This is a genomic window from Azoarcus sp. KH32C (assembly GCF_000349945.1).
GTDB lineage: Bacteria > Pseudomonadota > Gammaproteobacteria > Burkholderiales > Rhodocyclaceae > Aromatoleum.
In genome coordinates, this window is sequence record NC_020516.1 from 3,749,594 (window position 1) to 3,766,001 (window position 16,408).

Sequence of the window (16,408 nt, forward strand, 5' to 3'; positions counted from 1 at the left end):
GTCGTTGGGCTCAGGACTCCGCGCCGCGCTGGCAAACCACCTCGATGTTGTGCCCGTCCGGACCGATGACGAAAGCTGCATAGTAGTTCGCGTGGTACTGCGGGCGCAGACCCGGCGCGCCATTGTCTTTGCCGCCCGCCTCCAGAGCCGCGCGATAGAAAGCTTCGACTTGCTGGCGATTCTCGGCCGCGAACGCCAGGTGAAGATGCGCCGGCTTCTCCTCGGTCTGGTACAGGCACAACGAAGCCTTACCCCCCGGCACGCCGAGCTCGACACCATATGCGGGGGCTCCCTCCGAGATGACAGTTACGCCGAGCGGTGCGAGTGCCTCGAGGAAGAACGCTTTGCTCGCCGCGTAGTCGCTGACTCCGAATTTGACGTGGTCAAACATGCGTTCTCCTCAATTCTTATAATACTTTTTGCCAGAACTCTTGATCAAATGATTGACCATACATCTTAACCGCCACGTTCTTGGTTGAAAGTGTAAACCCGTATTTTCTGTACAACTCCCGAGCAGCCTTTAAGCAGCTATACGTTTCAAGACACAATAAGCGTATACCGTGATCTTTACAGTGCGAAACGACTCTGTCCATCAGTGTCTTGGCAACTCCGCAACCTCGATATTCGGTTTCGACCAGCAAGAAATTTATGAATGCGGTTTGATCAGGCCTTAATGACACAGCAATTGAACCAATAGGCTCATTGTTTACAGCAGCCACCCAGAGCATGTTGAAGGGATCTTGTTTCTCCAGAAACGCCATGACCTTTTTGGCAATATCCCTTTCAAAATTCGAATCAAATTCAAACTGCTCCGCATAAATTCTCCCATGCATTGATATCAGCCAGCCGATATCACCCGGAATTGGATTTCTCAGAACAATTTCCATGAAGAGTTTGCCTAGCGGAAAGACCAGACCACGCCAAAATTCACCCCCAGCACATCAATCCCGGGGTTCGGATCGGTCATACCCAGATTGGAGTGATGCGTGAAATACAGCGCGGTCGTGAGCGCGAGGTCGTCGTCAAGCTGGCGCCGCACACCGCCCTGCGTGTACCAGTTGAACGCGAGGTCCTGCCCCTGGCCGCCGGACACATCCTTGGAATTAGTGAAGCCGAAGCCGCCCCCGATCTCGAAGAATCCAGCCGTCCTGCGGTCGGCCGACCATAGCTCCAACGATGGCGCAGCGCTGAACGCGACGTAGTGATGCTCCGGACCACGCATGATCGCCTCCGTCACCAGGGCGACGCGGTGGCGCAGGACAAGCCGCCCACCGTCCGGCGATTGCCATAGATCCCGCGTCGCGGGGCTGCGCCAGGCAAGGTTCACCGGTGCGATGCGGTAATCGAACGGGGAATTATTGCGGATCTTGGCCAGGTAGCCCGCCTCCAGCGCGAACTCCCAGCTGTCCGCGGGATGCGGCACTTGCGCCCGCGCCTGCCCGCCGGCAAGAAGAGCCAGAGCGGCCGCGCCATACGCGACCCAACGGGTCCTCGTCATTCTCATTCATCTTCCTTCTTCACGCGCCACAGACAAGGCATCTGTGATGCGGATTCTAGCGAAGACCGTCCGCTGCAACCGATTGCTAGTCGTCCGTGTGCGCTTGGCGCCGCAGGACGACATGGGTGGCCTTCTCCGACGCTACAAATTCAACGCATTCGTACCCCAGAGCCCGCATATCAACCCCTTCGAACAGCGATTCTCCCCGGCCGAGCAGGACCGGCGAGATAGCGATGTGCAGTTCATCAATGAGGCCCTCACGAAGATACTGCCGGATTGTGGCCGGCCCGCCGCCGATCCGCACGTCCATTCCGGCAGCCGCCTCGCGCGCACGATCGAGCGCCTCGCGAATGCCTCCCGTTATGAAGTGGAACGTCGTGCCGCCTTCCATCTCGATGGTGGGACGAGCATGATGGGTCAAGATGAAGGCTGGAACGTGATACGGTGGATTGTCTCCCCACCAGCCTTTCCAGTTTGTGTCCGGCCAGTCCCCGCGAACGGGTCCGAACATGTTCCTCCCAAGAATCCAGGCCCCAACATTCTGAAAGCCACGGGCGGCGAAATCATCGTCAATCCCGGTCGTACCGTCGTCCTTGCCGAACAAGGCCCGCTGGAACGTGCGTGTTGGAAGTAGCCACTGGTGCAGTTCCGTCCCGCCGACGCCCAACGGATTGTCGATGTCTTGATTCGGACCTGCTCCGTATCCGTCGAGCGAGATCGTGAAGCCCTCAACGCGAACTCGTGTCATTGCTTGCCTCCGTTTAGACGTCCAAACGAATCCTCAGCGGTCTTTCCAACATCGATAGGTGGAAAAAGCCTTTTCGACTTCCTCAATTCCGTGAAGTTTGCAGCCGCTGGACTCTGTGTTCCCTGCCTCTCTGTATAGATGGGCCTCATGCCTAAGCAAAGTCATTGCGCGGTGGGTCGCCGAAGACTACGATGTGTATATATCGATTAAAAGATACACATCATGCGTACCAACATTGTGATTGACGACAAACTCATGGACGAAGCGCTTCGCGCGACCGGATTGAAGACCAAGCGTGAGGCGGTAGAACTTGGCCTTCGGACGTTGCTTCGCCTCCGGCAGCAGGAAGAGATTCGCCAGTTTCGCGGCAAGCTTGACTGGCAGGGTGATCTCGACAAGATGAGGACTGACAAGTGATTTTGGTCGATTCCAGCGTTTGGATCGACTATTTCCGAGGAACCGTGACGCCGCAGACTGAAAAGCTGGACTCCCTGCTTGGAGTAGAGCCCGTTGCAACGGGCGATCTGATTTTGGCCGAGGTGCTGCAGGGTTTCTCGAGTGAGCGCGACTTCAACCAAGCTAAGAAACTGATGACCTCGTTGGTCATTATTGATCTGGGCGGGCAAGAGATGGCCATTCAAGCTGCCAGGAATTTTCGTTCGCTGCGGGCATTGGGTGTGACGGTGCGAAAGACCATCGACACCGTGATTGCGACTCGATGCATAGAAAGCGGATTGGCTCTGCTCTACAGCGACAGGGATTTTGATCCGTTTGTAGAGCATCTTGGCCTCCGATCCGCGCTCACCGAAACCTGATCGGGATAGGAAACCGCCTCACGGCGCCTCACTCCCACACCACCGGGTATACGGATCACGTATCCGGCGGTTCAATGAATAACGGATCATCTCACGCTGCCAGTTCAGGCAGCCCCATGTGCTGGAAGGTACGCCGCGGCAATGCCGCCGTCAATGCAGATGTCTTGCTGATGCGCCAAGGGCCGTGCGCCGTTTTGCTGGCGTTCCAGACTCCGGTCAGTGCTCGAACGCGGGCTTTGAGCTTGTCGATGGCCTGGTCGGCCACTTTCAGTCTTGCCCCCGCGCGGCTCACGGTAAAGCCCAGGAAGCTGCGCCTCATAGGGCACTCAGCATGACTTCAAGACGCCCAACGCGTAGGTAGCCTGCAACCGCGCGAGGCGGAACGTTCGAAGAGCACCCCGCTTTCGGTTGTCAGGTTGACTGATGATCGGGCGCTCAACTTGCGTGCGCTAGAACCTCGGCCGCCCATGGCCGCTGTTTACCAATAAACGTGGCGTTATCAAACCTCGGTACGCTTGAACAGACTGCCGCTGGTAGTCGGGATCATTGGTTCGACAAGACGGCTGGGTAACGCCACCAAACGCTGCCAACCCAGCGCGCGTGGCTCCCGATCAAGACACCTGTGAAGAAGACGCGATTGGTCCGGTAGTTGACGATCAGAGAGCCATCCCGCCCTTTGGACAGAAACACGAAGTTTTCGTCGTCTTCCGCGAACAGGTACGGTATGGCGAAGATGCGTTTCCGAGACCCATCAAATCCCAACGCTGGGCCCAACTCCAATTCCAGGCACTGATACATGGCGTCGGAACCGTCCGTGGCACCGCCCCACCAATTCTTCCGCTTAAATTTCAAGACGCTCTCGCCCTTGGCAGCGTCGCGAACGCGGACGTACAGCCAGTCTCCACGTGCCGTGAACGTCGCCGTCGTGGCGCCAGGCGATGTTGGCCAAGGGCGGTCTCGTTCTTCGGCGTCCCGAAGCGTGGCCGGACCGAGTATTTCGTTCAACGGCGGATAATTTTCAACTCTTGCAGGATAGGCACCGGTCGCGCGAACGGCATATGTTCCCGACAAGTCCGGACAACCGTTCGGTAGGACCGTGCCTGGGCTCGACTCCCATTCGTGCGGATAATCGAGAGGTTCGAGGCTGGCACAGCCGGCCAGCAGTAACTTCGCCGAGGCCAACGGTGCCATGAGCCAAGATCGGAAGGGGAAACCCATTTGCGGCGGCCTAATCGGGATAGGAAGAAGCCTCACGGCCCCTCCCTCCCACACCACCGGACGTACGGGTCACGTATCCGGCGGTTCGATGAATTGAATTGCTACCGTGGTGCAAGATTCGGTAGTCCCAAGTTTGTGAAGAAGCGCAATGGTAGCGCGATTGCCAATGCCAGCGTCTTCGACAGCCGCCACGGACCATGGGCCGACTTGCTGGTCACGCCAATAGCATCGCCCGCAGCGGCGAGCTGAGGGCGATGAACCCTAGAACGTTTGCGATCACAGTTGCCCAAAATTTGGCCCGGAAGGAGGCTTTGTTGGATTTGTGGCGCAAGACCTGTTGGGCTACGATCGCACCAGGCCAACCGGCAATAAGCCCCAACCCCAGCAAAGTGTCTTCACTGACGCGCCAGCGGTCGGCAGCGGCAGCTGATTTATCTACAGCGTATACGACGAAGCACACCACGCTCGCTCCGAGATAGAGTCCGGCGACCCAACCCGGAACCTTCCAGAGGAAAGCGGCGATGGTGAAGAGAACAAAAAACGCCGGAATGGCGAACAGGGTCGCTGTGCCCCACTGCGCCGGATTGTCATTTCGCCCTCTGACACTCGGGCGTTTGGGTCTGACAACCTCGACACGCTTCGCGCGTTTTTTTCCATCTGGGGCCATTTCGACCTCAAATGTCACTCGCTGACCAACCTCAGGTCGCCCGGAGCGTGACGCAAAAGCTTTGATGTGAACAAAGATCTCTTGGCCTCCGTGCAGAGGCTCGATGAAGCCGAAGCCCCGGTCATCGTTCCACGTTTTCACAGCGCCTTCGATTCGCATGATGATTGATTGAGTTCTAACGTAGAGCTAACCGGCAGCCAAAAGCGCAGCTTTTGGCTGTCCAGCGACCGAAGGGAGCGGGGTTGAGCGACTACAAAGGGACTTCCCACTTCCGCCCGCGGCATTGGCCGCCCGGCATCGAAGTGCCAAGATTGAATTGCTGAAGTTCAATCTGAGGTCGCGAAAGGGGAAGTCCAAATGAATACTACGACGGTCGGTGTGGATCTGGCAAAGAACGTGTTCGTCACCTGCGTGGCGGACGGCGCGGGCCGGGTGATCGAGACGCGCGAGTTCAACCGGAGCGGATTCCTCGCGTGGTTGTCGACCTTGCCTCGTGGCACGCTCGTCGGCATGGAAGCCTGCGGCGGTGCGCATTGCTGGGGACGAACGATGCAGTCGCTGGGGCTCGAGCCGCGGCTGATGGCACCGGAATTCGTGCGCCCGTACCGCAAGCGCCAGGCGGTCAAGAACGACCGGGCGGATGCGGTGGCAATTGTCGCGGCACTGCTCGCGCCGGGAATGCGCTTCATCCCGGTGAAGACCGAGGCCCAGCAACAACGGCTCGCCTGGCACAGCTTGAGGCTCGGCTGGATCGAGGAGCGCACGGCGCTCTTGAACCGCATCCGTGGCCTGCTCGCCGAATTCGGGATGGTCGTCGACACCGGCGCGATGCGGCTGCGGCGTAAGCTTGCCGAGCATGAATTCGACACCGCGCAGCCGGCGCCGATCCGCCAACTGATTCAAGGCGTGCGCGACCAACTCGACGCGCTCGATGCCCGTATTGCCGAGTGCGACCGGCAGATTGCCACCCAACAAGCGGATGACGCCGCCGCCCGGCGGGTGCGCGATTTGCCCGGCGTGGGGCTCCTCACTGCGGATGCGGTGGTCGCCAGCGTCGGCGACGCGACCATGTTCCACAACGGCCGTCAGTTCGCCGCGTGGCTCGGTCTCACGCCGAGCCAGTATTCCAGCGGCGGAAAGCCGAAACTCGGGCGCATCACCCGACGCGGCGACGATTACCTGCGAACGCTGCTCGTGCAGGGGGCGCGCAGCGTGCTCGCCGCCGCCCTGCGCAAGGCTCGCAACACCCGCGAAGCGCTCACGCGACTGCAGCAATGGATCGTGACGCTGCACGCACGCGTCGGTTACCACAAGACGCTCGTCGCCATCGCCAACAAGCACGCTCGCCAGTTGTGGGCGGTGCTTGCCAAGGGCGAAACCTACAATCCCGAGGCGTGGCGTCAGCGGCCCGACTCGGCCACGGAACCGGCGCGCTGAAACCAACGTATCACCCGAAGGTGTTCGCATGACTGCACGCACGCGATAGACAAACAGGTCAGACCGACCGGCTGAGAGCCTGGCTAACCTGAGGGCCGACCACACGGGGTGTCGCGGCTGATCCCCGCGCCCCGGTCGCGCCGATGAACGATCGAGGCCAGCCGGTGCGGTTAATCGCAGGGCCCCGGCACGACCGTGCCGAACAAGGCCGATTAGGGAAAGGCAGTCTGCTCTGTCTTTGTCCATGGCGATGTCGGCAGTCGAAAAGGCCGGTCACGCGTATGCGTGATCGCGGAGGGCTGAAAATGAGTACGTGATCGACGTCAGGATCGGCCTGTGGCCGGTCTGCAAGGAACTGGGTTGACGGGAAGTCCCTTAGGGCCATGTTAGGACTTTGCGCGACGCTTCTGAAATTGCTCAAACTTGGCATTCAGTACGAAGACATACTCGCATATGGCGATACTGAAATCGAGGAGGTCTCGTGCGTCGTCTCGTGATACTTTTTCGGTCGTTGCATGGGCACCCAAGTTTCGATTCTCGCGAAGGGCCTCGCCCCATCCGAAAATTCGATCATCGATTACTCCGTCTTCGCGGAGCTTCTTGAGACCAGCAGCAAGATTCTTTGTTTTTGGATCGTGATGCTTGCAGACCCCTTCGATAGAACGTCCGCACATAACAGCACAAGCGCTGTATGCCTTGGCTTTGAAACAAATCTTCGCTTCGACGAGCGAATTGCGAGCAATTTCAGGAATGTCCCAATCAATCGCTGTGTCGGGTGCTGGCCACAGTCGAGACGCAGGTTCCCACTCCCAATCATCCTCTCCTGTTTGGATTAGCTCGGTAATGCCAAGCAATGGGCTATGACAAACCTTACATTCAAGTAGGACGTACTTGGTCGGGATGTGTGTGTTTTCAATGTCGATGTCGACTGCCCCTCTTTCGTCGCAGTCGACCTTGGATTCCCAGTGCGGGCATTCAGTAATCATGACTATCTTCGGAAGACCTAACGTGGAAGTGAGGGGCAGCCGGAGCGCGTAGCGCGGAGGGAACCAAAAGCGTAGCTTTTGGCTGTCTGAATCGCCCCGGGTTTCGCGGAGGCCGTTTTGTTTGAGTCAGGCGGCGACCGCCTGCTCGCTGAGGTTGCGGTAGTAGTTTGCCTCGGCTTCGGCGGGAGGAATGTACCCGATCGGCTCAAGCAAGCGGTGATGGTTGAACCATGAGACCCATTCGAGGGTGGCCAACTCGACCGCTTCAACGCTCTTCCAAGGCCCTCGCCGGTGGATGACTTCGGCCTTGTACAGGCCGTTGATGGTTTCGGCCAGGGCATTGTCGTAGCTATCACCACGGCTGCCGACCGACGGCTCGATGCCCGCTTCTGCCAAACGTTCGCTGTATCGGATCGAGACGTACTGGGAACCGCGATCGCTGTGATGGACCAAGGCATTACGTTCAGGCTGACGAGCCCACAGGGCCTGCTCCAGGGCGTCGAGGACGAACTCGGTCTGCATGGATCGACTGACGCGCCAACCCACGATGTAGCGGGCGAAGACGTCGACCACAAAGGCGACGTACACGAACCCCTGCCAGGTCGAGACATACGTAAAGTCGGACACCCACAATTGGTTTGGGCGCTGGGCGACGAACTGGCGATTGACGCGATCGAGCGGACACGGCGCAATCGAATCCGGGCGGGTGGTCCGCAGCGCCTTTCCGCGCATTGCACCGCGCAAACCCTGGGCACGCATCAGCCGTTCAACCGTGCAGCGGGCGACCTCGACGCCTTCCCGCTGCAACTGCCGCCATACCTTGCGCGCTCCATACACCTGCAGATTTGCCTCCCAGATCCGCTCGATGTGCCCCTCCAGCACCTCGTCGCGACGGGCTCGCAGACAGCGCAAGGCGGGATCACGCCGACGGGCTACCGCGCGACGATAGGCCGACGGGGCAACCTGCAGCACCCTGCAGATCGGCTCGACCCCGAAGCGCTCGCGGTGCGTGTCGATGAAACTGTTCATCACTTGTTGCGGCGGTCGAGCTCCGCCTGCGCGAAATACGCGCTGGCAAGGCGCAGAATCTCGTTGGCCTTCTTCAGCTCGCGGACCTCGCGCTCGAGCTCCTTGATGCGGGCCGCCTCTGCAGTGCTGACCCCATCACGCTGCCCGGTGTCCCGCTCGTACCGGCGCACCCAGTTCGACAGCGTCTGCGCGCTGCAACCGATCTTGGCCGCGATCGATTCGATCGCCGCCCACTGTGATCCATGCTGGTCGCGCTGCTCGAACACCATGCGCACGGCCCGCTCGCGCACTTCGGGGGAGAACTTCGTCGTCTTCTTCATGGCTCCATCTTCTCAAGAGTTGGAGCCTCCGCGAAACCCGGGGCGATTCAGGCCCCTCGACTGATGGGATGGACTCCCCCGTCTTTTCGGCGCCGAATAAGCGCCACCGGTGCTCATGGGGATGGGGATCGGTCTTCGACGAAAGGAGTCCGAAATGCATGCTACTACCGTTGCCGTTGATCTAGCCAAGAGTGTATTCCAGATTGCCGTTGCCGATGACAACTGGAAGGTCGTCGAGCAGCATCGCCTGACCCGGTCGCAATTCGAACGCTGGTTCGGCAACCGCGAGGTCGCGCTCGTGATCATGGAAGCGTGCGGTTCGGCCCACCACTGGGGCCGCAGGCTCCGCGAGCGGGGCATCGAGGTCAAGCTGTTGCCCGCCGCCTATATCCGGGCCTATGTGAAACGCAACAAGACGGACCGGGCCGATGCCTGCGCACTGCTCGAAGCCGCACGCTGCGCCGATATCGTGCCGGTGCGCGTGAAGTCGGTCGAGCAGCAAGCCCTGCAGGGCCTGCACCGCATCCGCTCGCTGTGGATGACCACTCGCACCTCGCGCATCAATGCGCTGCGCGGCTTCTGCCGCGAATTCGGCGAGGAGATTCCGCAAGGCGCCCGCACCGGGGTGGAGGCGATCAGCCGCGTGCTGGCCGATCCGCATTCGCCGGTGCCGTCGCTGATTCGCGAAACCATGCGCCTGCTCGTCGAGGAGATCCGCCTGCTTGAACAGCGCATCGCACAACTCGAACGGGAACTCACCGAAGTCGCGCGGCACAGCCCCGCGTGCACACACTTGATGTCGGTGCCCGGCATCGGACTGCTCACCGCCACGGCGATGGTGGCCGCCACCGGCGGGAACGTTACGCACTTCAAGGATGCCCGGCATTTCGCGAGCTGGTTCGGCATCACGCCCAAGGAATACTCGTCCGGCAACAACCGAAAGCTCGGTCGCATCTCCAAGCGCGGGGACCGCTACCTGCGCATGCTGCTCACGCATGGCGCCAGGGCCGTCCTGCGCGCTGCGGCCTTGGCGCGCAGCGCCGGTCGCAACCTGGATGGCCTACGCCTCTGGGCAACCGAGATTCAAGCGCGCGCCAACCACAACAAGGCCGCCTGTGCGCTCGCCAACAAGCTCGCCCGCCTCTGCTTCGCCGTGCTGCGCGATCACGCCCCGTATGGCAATCCGCAGCCATGTCCAATGAAGAAACTCGAACGCACCGCTTTTGCTATCGCCGCCTGACCGCCTTATCGCTTCACCTCTCACCCTTGCGCCGAGACTGATCGCTCATCATGGCAAACCGGGTCACACCCACGCGAATTGACGCCGATAACTCTGCCGGCTCTCCCGTAGCCGCTTGCAACGATTGGCGCATCGCGGGCAGATTCCATGTCGGCACGGGCCACAACGAGCCCACTCAAGATGCCGGATATACGACTGCAGGTGATGTCCCCGAACACGCCAACCTATCGGTCAGTTTCCTTGCTTTCCGGGGGAGTCCATATATGCAGGGTTAGAGCTACGGACGCAAAAGTGGGGATTCATACGGCGCCCCCGAAGTAGGATGACAAGTTGAACGCAAGACTAAAAAGCCCAGAGGCAACGCACAGTAAAGCCCCGACCAGCAGAAGCGCTGCAAAGAACCCTGGGCCGCCACTGCCGGCAATTGCGTTAAGTAGCATTTCAATAGACAACGCGGCTCGTGGATTTGCGCGAAATACTTTTTTATATTCGCTGATAAGAGAAAGCGCTGTAAAGGCGAGCCCGCCTGCTAGCAAGAACGAAACGAATGGACCTTCGAGTAGCGACCAGATGGCCATTTGTTGTAGCTCTAACGTGAAGGTGAGGGGCGACGGGCCGGCCCCGCCGGCACGGCGCCCCAGCGGCGAAGCCGCGCCGCGACCGAAGGGTTAAAGCGCTTCACGGTGGTAATGCCTTTCGGTTAGATTGAAATGCAGGCCACGCGGCGATTTAAACCCGCAGCACCCGCAAGTGGCGCACCCTTCAGGGAAGGATAATGGGCTGCCGCAGTTTGGACAGCCATAGGTGAAAGCCGGTAGGCGTTCTTCACAAATCGCTACAGGGCGCGCCGAGGCAAGACCGCTTTCGATTAGACCTGTGACGTGCTTAGAAAACCCGCAATCGCCTGGCTCGCAGAACAACTCACCGTCGCGGAATTCAAGCGGGGACCGGCAAAACGGACAAAGTAGTGTTTTGTTCATGACGAGGCGATTGATTGTGGGCCACATAGCGCTCTAACGTAGAGGTGACCGGCGCTGCGCGGCTTTATCGCGCAGCGTCCAGCGACCGAAGGGAGCGAGGTCGACTGATGGGATGGACTCCCCCGTCTTTTCGGCGCCGAATAAGCGCCACCGGTGCTCATGGGGATGGGGATCGGTCTTCGACGAAAGGAGTCCGAAATGCATGCTACTACCGTTGCCGTTGATCTAGCCAAGAGTGTATTCCAGATTGCCGTTGCCGATGACAACTGGAAGGTCGTCGAGCAGCATCGCCTGACCCGGTCGCAATTCGAACGCTGGTTCGGCAACCGCGAGGTCGCGCTCGTGATCATGGAAGCGTGCGGTTCGGCCCACCACTGGGGCCGCAGGCTCCGCGAGCGGGGCATCGAGGTCAAGCTGTTGCCCGCCGCCTATATCCGGGCCTATGTGAAACGCAACAAGACGGACCGGGCCGATGCCTGCGCACTGCTCGAAGCCGCACGCTGCGCCGATATCGTGCCGGTGCGCGTGAAGTCGGTCGAGCAGCAAGCCCTGCAGGGCCTGCACCGCATCCGCTCGCTGTGGATGACCACTCGCACCTCGCGCATCAATGCGCTGCGCGGCTTCTGCCGCGAATTCGGCGAGGAGATTCCGCAAGGCGCCCGCACCGGGGTGGAGGCGATCAGCCGCGTGCTGGCCGATCCGCATTCGCCGGTGCCGTCGCTGATTCGCGAAACCATGCGCCTGCTCGTCGAGGAGATCCGCCTGCTTGAACAGCGCATCGCACAACTCGAACGGGAACTCACCGAAGTCGCGCGGCACAGCCCCGCGTGCACACACTTGATGTCGGTGCCCGGCATCGGACTGCTCACCGCCACGGCGATGGTGGCCGCCACCGGCGGGAACGTTACGCACTTCAAGGATGCCCGGCATTTCGCGAGCTGGTTCGGCATCACGCCCAAGGAATACTCGTCCGGCAACAACCGAAAGCTCGGTCGCATCTCCAAGCGCGGGGACCGCTACCTGCGCATGCTGCTCACGCATGGCGCCAGGGCCGTCCTGCGCGCTGCGGCCTTGGCGCGCAGCGCCGGTCGCAACCTGGATGGCCTACGCCTCTGGGCAACCGAGATTCAAGCGCGCGCCAACCACAACAAGGCCGCCTGTGCGCTCGCCAACAAGCTCGCCCGCATCTGCTTCGCCGTGCTGCGCGATCACGCCCCGTATGGCAATCCGCAGCCATGTCCAATGAAGAAACTCGAACGCACCGCTTTTGCTATCGCCGCCTGACCGCCTTATCGCTTCACCTCTCACCCTTGCGCCGAGACTGATCGCTCATCATGGCAAACCGGGTCACACCCACGCGAATTGACGCCGATAACTCTGCCGGCTCTCCCGTAGCCGCTTGCAACGATTGGCGCATCGCGGGCAGATTCCATGTCGGCACGGGCCACAACGAGCCCACTCAAGATGCCGGATATACGACTGCAGGTGATGTCCCCGAACACGCCAACCTATCGGTCAGTTTCCTTGCTTTCCGGGGGAGTCCATATACGCCATGTTAGAAGGCAATTTCAGTTACTCCTCTCGGTGAGTTGGGCTGAGTAGGTGCGACCGTCTTGGGTTGTGAGTGAGCAGGTGCAGTCATATGTGGGTTGATGAAACAGTAAGTCGGTGCGGTTTACATCAAAGTTGTATTCGAGTGTAGCGGCGATAACTGTTTCAACGGGATAGCCCTCTTTTTCGAGCAAGACCTCAAGCGCCGGTTTCAGTTTTGAAATGATCTCTGGCAAATACCCAATTTCGATTTCACGCGGCGATGCTTTCCCGGCCAATACGTTGATACCGACCTTTGGAATGTTGAGTGATTTTGAAGCCTTCGCCAGATGGCAAATGGCGTAATCGTCATGCCAATAGTTCAGAGTGCTCGCGAACTGATGCGCGAGGCTGTGTGCGACTGACTTCAAGCGCTTGAGCGAGGCCACGGGTCTTGCCTTCTAACGTGGAGCTAACCTGCGCCGGAGCAGCGTAGCTGCGGAGGGAACCCAACGGCCGTGCGCAGCGCGGCTGTTGGGCGTCAGGTTGAGCGCAGGGTTGGGCGTCATTTTTCGATAGCTCCATGCATGACTTTAGTGAAGCCGCCGGAGTGCGCATAAATTACCTGTGGTCCTGCAAATTGGGCGATGCCGCCAACGACAATTTCGATGAGTTCACTTTCGCCGCCACGAAAATGAAACTCACATGGGTTGGTGCCGTCACACCCGGGGTCGCCAATAATGAGCGTAGTGTTCATGCCTGATGTTGAACTGACTACGGCATCGAAGAACTCCGGGCCGGTGCCCCACTCGGCGGAAATGCCTTGTAGGCCCGAGACTATGTCCTTCAACTCTTGGAGAGTGATTGGTTTTCCATCATTCGCAGGCGTTTCGATTCCCTCGCTTTGTAGCCAGGCACGAACCTCGTGTGTGATTGGAAGAACTGCGTAAGAGTCGCTCATGCGCTATGACGCCCAACGTGTTGTCGACAGCAGCAGTGCCGGATATGCTATTAGCATGCTGCATATATTGGATGAGACGTCACACATTAATGACATTGTAATCATACCCTTATCGGCTATACTGTATTTATGAACAGTATATATACAGCCCCCAAACACGCCGCGATCCCCTCGTTCGACCAGCCAAGGCCTGTGAAGCTGCTCGACCAGGTGCGGGAGCGCATCCGGTACAAGCATTACAGCATACGAACCGAGCAGGCGTATGTCTATTGGATCAGGCTATTTGTTCGGCACAATGGGCTGCGTCACCCGCGCGACATGGGCGTGCCGGAGGTCGAAGGCTTTCTGAGATGGCTTGCCAGCGAGCGCGCGGTGGCGCCCTCGACGCACGCTCAGGCGCTATCTGCGGTGCTGTTCCTGTACCGGGAGGTTCTCGGGATCGATTTGCCGTGGATGAACGAGATTGGCCGGCCGAAGCAGCGTGAACGCGTTCCGGTCGTGCTGTCCCGCGCCGAAGTGTCGCGCCTGCTCGCCGCCCTGGACGGGGCTGAGCATGACCTGGCGCAACTCCTTTACGGAACGGGCATGCGTCTCATGGAAGCGTTGCGGTTGCGCGTGAAGGATGTCGACTTCGATCGGAACGAGATTACCGTGCGCGAAGGCAAGGGCGGGAAAGACAGGCGTGTGATGCTGCCGGTGGTGCTGGCGCCCACCTTGGCGCGGAGGCTGGAACTTGCGCGCGGGGTGTGGAAGCAGGATCGCCTGGCACAGGTCCCGGGCGTGTCGATGCCGGATGCGCTGGCGCGGAAATATCCGCGGGCGGCCGAATCCTGGCCGTGGTTCTGGGTGTGGCCATCGGACAGGCTCTCCACGGACCCGGTGTCCGGAATCGTGCGCCGCCATCATTTATATGAACAGCGTCTGCAACGCGCGGTGCGGCGGGCGGTTCAAGTGTCGCAGATCAACAAGCCTGTGACCGTACACACGCTACGCCATTCATTCGCGACGCATTTGCTCGAACGCGGCTACGACATCCGTACGGTTCAAGAACTACTGGGACATTCGGACGTTTCCACGACCATGATCTACACGCACGTCCTCAACCGAGGCGGGCATGGCGTCGTCAGCCCGCTCGACAGCCTGTAGACGCCACTGCGCGGACGCCGGAGCGCCCGCGCTTAGGTGCAATCAGGCTGCGTGCGGCGTCTCGGTCGCGAGTGCGGCACCGCCGGCGCGGTTCAGCGCGCTGACCATCGCCTTGATCGACGCGGTGACGATGTTCTCGTCGATGCCGACGCCGTAGCAGTCGCCGCCGGCACCCGGCTTGGCCACTTCGATCAGCGCGTAGGCGCGGGCGTCGCCACATTGGGCGCTGCTGCCGAAGGAACGCTCTTCGTAGCTCCTGACCTGCAACTCGATGCCGAGGCTATGCAGTGCGCGGACTGCGGCATCGATCGGGCCGTTGCCTTCGGCGACGAGCGTCTGCGCCTGGCCGTTCACTTCGAGGGTGAGGCGGATGCCTTGCGCTTCGCCGTGCTCGAAGAGGTGATGCTCGACGTAGCGCACCGACTTGTCGTTGGCGAGGTAGGTGTCGGAGAAGAGGCGCCAGATGTCGGCGGCCACGACTTCGCCCTTGTGGGTGTCGGCGTGCTTCTGCACGACGGTCGCGAATTCAACCTGCAAGCGCCGCGGCAGGACGATGCCGTATTCGGTCTCGAGCAGGTAAGCGATCCCGCCCTTCCCGGACTGGCTGTTGACCCGGATCACCGAGTCGTAGCTGCGGCCGACGTCCGCCGGGTCGATTGGGAGGTAAGGCACGTTCCACGGCTGATCCGCCTTGTGAGCGGCAAAGCCCTTCTTGATGGCGTCCTGGTGGGAGCCGGAGAAGGCCGTGAAGACGAGGTCCCCGACGTATGGGTGGCGCGGGGAGATCGGGAGCTGGGTACAGTGCTCCACGGTTCTGGCGACGGCGTTGATGTCCGAGAAGTCGAGTCCCGGATTCACGCCTTGCGTGTAGAGGTTGAGCGCGAGCGTCACGATGTCGACGTTGCCGGTGCGCTCGCCGTTGCCGAAGAGGCAGCCTTCGACGCGGTCTGCACCGGCCATGAGCGCAAGCTCGGCGGCGGCCACCGCCGTGCCGCGGTCGTTGTGCGGATGGACGCTGATGAGGACGCTGTCGCGGCGGGCGACGTTGCGGTGCATCCATTCGATCTGGTCGGCATGGATGTTGGGCGTCGCGACTTCGACCGTCGCGGGGAGGTTGAGGATGACCTTGTTGTCGGGGGTCGCGCCCCAGGCTTCGGTGACTGCGTTGCAGACTTCGAGCGCGAAGTCGAGCTCGGTCGCGGTGAAGGTCTCGGGACTGTACTGGAGCGTGATCTTCGTTTCGGGCTGCTCGGCGGCGAGCTGCTTGATGAGCTTCACGGTCTTGACGGCCAATTCGACGATCTGCGGCTTGGTCATGCCGAAGACCATGTCGCGGAAGGGCTCGGAGGTGGCGTTATAGACGTGCACGATCGCGCGCTTGGCGCCGCGGATCGATTCCATCGTGCGGCGGATGAGCTCTTCGCGCGCCTGGGTCAAGACTTCGATCGTGACGTCTTCGGGGATGTGATTGCCCTCGATGAGTTCGCGCACGAAGCCGAATTCGATCTGCGACGCGGATGGGAAGGCGACTTCGATCTCCTTGAAGCCGATGTCGCAGAGCGTGTGGAAGAGCTGCATCTTCTTCGCGGCATCCATCGGCTCGAAGATCGACTGGTTGCCGTCGCGCAGGTCCGTGCTCATCCAGATCGGATGCTTGTCGATGACGCGGCTCGGCCACTGGCGGTCCGGGAGATTCACCGGCGGGAACGGGCGGTACTTGCGGGACGGGTCGGTCAACATGGCTCTTTCCGTTGCGTTCGTTGTTGTGCGATGGGATGCATCTTACGCAAAACGCGTCGGCAGAGGCTTGCGTTGTTGAGGCAAAATCGGGTT

At 60.4% G+C, this 16,408-nt stretch carries 19 protein-coding genes and 1 other annotated feature; of the genes, 6 read left to right on the forward strand and 13 right to left on the reverse strand.

Features of this window, described 5'->3' with window-relative positions:
* Positions 1 to 10: 10 nt before the first annotated feature.
* The 4 genes from AZKH_RS16675 to AZKH_RS16685 all read right to left on the reverse strand — a co-directional run bounded on the left by AZKH_RS16675 (position 11) and on the right by AZKH_RS16685 (position 2,246).
* A complete protein-coding gene (locus AZKH_RS16675) occupies positions 11 to 391 on the reverse strand; it encodes a VOC family protein (RefSeq protein ID WP_015436962.1) in 381 nt (126 codons plus the stop codon).
* Positions 392 to 407: 16 nt separating this feature from the next.
* Positions 408 to 887: a GNAT family N-acetyltransferase gene (locus tag AZKH_RS26980; protein ID WP_015436963.1), complete on the reverse strand. Its 480-nt coding sequence runs from the start codon at positions 885 to 887 to the stop codon at positions 408 to 410.
* 11 nt (positions 888 to 898) lie between these two features.
* Positions 899 to 1,498, reverse strand: coding sequence for an acyloxyacyl hydrolase (locus AZKH_RS16680; protein WP_197538732.1), 600 nt, complete (start codon positions 1,496 to 1,498; stop codon positions 899 to 901).
* Positions 1,499 to 1,583: 85 nt separating this feature from the next.
* Complete coding sequence (locus AZKH_RS16685) at positions 1,584 to 2,246, reverse strand: dihydrofolate reductase family protein (RefSeq protein ID WP_015436965.1); 663 nt, start codon at positions 2,244 to 2,246, stop codon at positions 1,584 to 1,586.
* A gap of 222 nt (positions 2,247 to 2,468) precedes the next feature.
* Here AZKH_RS16685 and AZKH_RS16690 point away from each other — a divergent pair, with 222 nt between their 5' ends.
* Together AZKH_RS16690 and AZKH_RS16695 are read left to right on the forward strand one after the other, a co-directional pair.
* A complete protein-coding gene (locus tag AZKH_RS16690) occupies positions 2,469 to 2,663 on the forward strand; it encodes a type II toxin-antitoxin system VapB family antitoxin (protein WP_015436966.1) in 195 nt (64 codons plus the stop codon).
* The gene (locus tag AZKH_RS16695; RefSeq protein WP_015436967.1) at positions 2,660 to 3,061 is read left to right on the forward strand and encodes a PIN domain nuclease; all 402 of its coding nucleotides are present in this window, start codon (positions 2,660 to 2,662) and stop codon (positions 3,059 to 3,061) included. The genes AZKH_RS16690 and AZKH_RS16695 overlap by 4 nt, the downstream gene beginning before the upstream one ends.
* 91 nt (positions 3,062 to 3,152) lie before the next feature.
* Here the strand turns inward: AZKH_RS16695 and AZKH_RS16700 are convergent, their stop codons facing one another.
* From AZKH_RS16700 to AZKH_RS16710, 3 genes are all read right to left on the reverse strand, one after another.
* Positions 3,153 to 3,380 (reverse strand): hypothetical protein, encoded by a 228-nt coding sequence (locus tag AZKH_RS16700; protein ID WP_015436968.1) that lies wholly within the window; start codon positions 3,378 to 3,380, stop codon positions 3,153 to 3,155.
* 224 nt (positions 3,381 to 3,604) lie between these two features.
* Positions 3,605 to 4,252, reverse strand: coding sequence for a hypothetical protein (locus AZKH_RS16705; RefSeq protein ID WP_015436969.1), 648 nt, complete (start codon positions 4,250 to 4,252; stop codon positions 3,605 to 3,607).
* Between the two features lie 241 nt (positions 4,253 to 4,493).
* Positions 4,494 to 5,105, reverse strand: a complete 612-nt coding sequence (locus tag AZKH_RS16710; protein WP_015436970.1) for a cold shock and DUF1294 domain-containing protein — start codon at positions 5,103 to 5,105, stop codon at positions 4,494 to 4,496.
* A gap of 198 nt (positions 5,106 to 5,303) precedes the next feature.
* Between AZKH_RS16710 and AZKH_RS16715 the strand changes: the two genes are divergently transcribed.
* Positions 5,304 to 6,383: an IS110 family transposase gene (locus tag AZKH_RS16715; RefSeq protein WP_015435937.1), complete on the forward strand. Its 1,080-nt coding sequence runs from the start codon at positions 5,304 to 5,306 to the stop codon at positions 6,381 to 6,383.
* Positions 6,384 to 6,769: 386 nt separating this feature from the next.
* Here AZKH_RS16715 and AZKH_RS26990 read toward each other — a convergent pair whose 3' ends face one another.
* Positions 6,770 to 7,369, reverse strand: a complete 600-nt coding sequence (locus tag AZKH_RS26990) for a DUF4145 domain-containing protein (protein WP_015436971.1) — start codon at positions 7,367 to 7,369, stop codon at positions 6,770 to 6,772.
* Between the two features lie 126 nt (positions 7,370 to 7,495).
* Positions 7,496 to 8,718, reverse strand: a protein-coding gene (locus tag AZKH_RS16720; RefSeq protein ID WP_156822060.1) for an IS3 family transposase whose coding sequence is annotated in 2 segments (ribosomal slippage) — positions 7,496 to 8,436 and positions 8,436 to 8,718 — 1,224 coding nt in all. Because the reading frame shifts where the segments join, the coding sequence is not laid out codon by codon here.
* Positions 8,324 to 8,440: a sequence feature (AL1L pseudoknot), on the reverse strand. (Overlaps the previous gene by 117 nt.)
* Before the next feature lie 154 nt (positions 8,719 to 8,872).
* On the opposite strand from AZKH_RS16720, the gene AZKH_RS16730 reads away from it, so the two are divergent.
* Entirely contained in the window at positions 8,873 to 9,958 is a 1,086-nt protein-coding gene (locus tag AZKH_RS16730; RefSeq protein WP_041656309.1) for an IS110 family transposase, read from the forward strand.
* A 299-nt stretch (positions 9,959 to 10,257) separates the two neighbouring features.
* Here the strand turns inward: AZKH_RS16730 and AZKH_RS27330 are convergent, their stop codons facing one another.
* Positions 10,258 to 10,536 carry a hypothetical protein gene (locus AZKH_RS27330; protein ID WP_156822121.1) on the reverse strand — a complete coding sequence of 93 codons (279 nt, stop codon included), beginning with the start codon at positions 10,534 to 10,536 and terminating at the stop codon, positions 10,258 to 10,260.
* A gap of 600 nt (positions 10,537 to 11,136) precedes the next feature.
* Between AZKH_RS27330 and AZKH_RS16735 the strand changes: the two genes are divergently transcribed.
* Complete coding sequence (locus tag AZKH_RS16735; protein WP_041656311.1) at positions 11,137 to 12,222, forward strand: IS110 family transposase; 1,086 nt, start codon at positions 11,137 to 11,139, stop codon at positions 12,220 to 12,222.
* 284 nt (positions 12,223 to 12,506) lie between these two features.
* Here AZKH_RS16735 and AZKH_RS27335 read toward each other — a convergent pair whose 3' ends face one another.
* Positions 12,507 to 12,917, reverse strand: a complete 411-nt coding sequence (locus AZKH_RS27335; RefSeq protein WP_015436974.1) for a hypothetical protein — start codon at positions 12,915 to 12,917, stop codon at positions 12,507 to 12,509.
* A gap of 116 nt (positions 12,918 to 13,033) precedes the next feature.
* Positions 13,034 to 13,429, reverse strand: coding sequence for a hypothetical protein (locus AZKH_RS27340; RefSeq protein WP_015436975.1), 396 nt, complete (start codon positions 13,427 to 13,429; stop codon positions 13,034 to 13,036).
* Between the two features lie 129 nt (positions 13,430 to 13,558).
* Between AZKH_RS27340 and AZKH_RS16740 the strand changes: the two genes are divergently transcribed.
* Positions 13,559 to 14,575 (forward strand): integron integrase, encoded by a 1,017-nt coding sequence (locus AZKH_RS16740; RefSeq protein WP_051071692.1) that lies wholly within the window; start codon positions 13,559 to 13,561, stop codon positions 14,573 to 14,575.
* Between the two features lie 42 nt (positions 14,576 to 14,617).
* Here AZKH_RS16740 and leuA read toward each other — a convergent pair whose 3' ends face one another.
* Positions 14,618 to 16,315, reverse strand: a complete 1,698-nt coding sequence (leuA, locus tag AZKH_RS16745; RefSeq protein ID WP_015436977.1) for a 2-isopropylmalate synthase — start codon at positions 16,313 to 16,315, stop codon at positions 14,618 to 14,620.
* Positions 16,316 to 16,408: the final 93 nt, after the last annotated feature.

Excerpts from the sequence above, each read along its gene's own strand:
- AZKH_RS26980 (WP_015436963.1), bottom strand. The coding sequence starts at position 887 with ATGGAAATTGTTCTGAGAAATCCAATTCCGGGTGATATCGGCTGGCTG.
- AZKH_RS16740 (WP_051071692.1), top strand. The coding sequence starts at position 13,559 with ATGAACAGTATATATACAGCCCCCAAACACGCCGCGATCCCCTCGTTC.
- AZKH_RS16735 (WP_041656311.1), top strand. The coding sequence starts at position 11,137 with ATGCATGCTACTACCGTTGCCGTTGATCTAGCCAAGAGTGTATTCCAG.
- AZKH_RS16690 (WP_015436966.1), top strand. The coding sequence starts at position 2,469 with ATGCGTACCAACATTGTGATTGACGACAAACTCATGGACGAAGCGCTT.
- AZKH_RS16730 (WP_041656309.1), top strand. The coding sequence starts at position 8,873 with ATGCATGCTACTACCGTTGCCGTTGATCTAGCCAAGAGTGTATTCCAG.
- AZKH_RS16715 (WP_015435937.1), top strand. The coding sequence starts at position 5,304 with ATGAATACTACGACGGTCGGTGTGGATCTGGCAAAGAACGTGTTCGTC.
- leuA (WP_015436977.1), bottom strand. The coding sequence starts at position 16,315 with ATGTTGACCGACCCGTCCCGCAAGTACCGCCCGTTCCCGCCGGTGAAT.
- AZKH_RS16710 (WP_015436970.1), bottom strand. The coding sequence starts at position 5,105 with ATGCGAATCGAAGGCGCTGTGAAAACGTGGAACGATGACCGGGGCTTC.
- AZKH_RS16680 (WP_197538732.1), bottom strand. The coding sequence starts at position 1,498 with ATGACGAGGACCCGTTGGGTCGCGTATGGCGCGGCCGCTCTGGCTCTT.
- AZKH_RS26990 (WP_015436971.1), bottom strand. The coding sequence starts at position 7,369 with ATGATTACTGAATGCCCGCACTGGGAATCCAAGGTCGACTGCGACGAA.
- AZKH_RS16685 (WP_015436965.1), bottom strand. The coding sequence starts at position 2,246 with ATGACACGAGTTCGCGTTGAGGGCTTCACGATCTCGCTCGACGGATAC.
- AZKH_RS16700 (WP_015436968.1), bottom strand. The coding sequence starts at position 3,380 with ATGAGGCGCAGCTTCCTGGGCTTTACCGTGAGCCGCGCGGGGGCAAGA.
- AZKH_RS16705 (WP_015436969.1), bottom strand. The coding sequence starts at position 4,252 with ATGGCACCGTTGGCCTCGGCGAAGTTACTGCTGGCCGGCTGTGCCAGC.
- AZKH_RS16675 (WP_015436962.1), bottom strand. The coding sequence starts at position 391 with ATGTTTGACCACGTCAAATTCGGAGTCAGCGACTACGCGGCGAGCAAA.
- AZKH_RS27330 (WP_156822121.1), bottom strand. The coding sequence starts at position 10,536 with ATGGCCATCTGGTCGCTACTCGAAGGTCCATTCGTTTCGTTCTTGCTA.
- AZKH_RS27340 (WP_015436975.1), bottom strand. The coding sequence starts at position 13,429 with ATGAGCGACTCTTACGCAGTTCTTCCAATCACACACGAGGTTCGTGCC.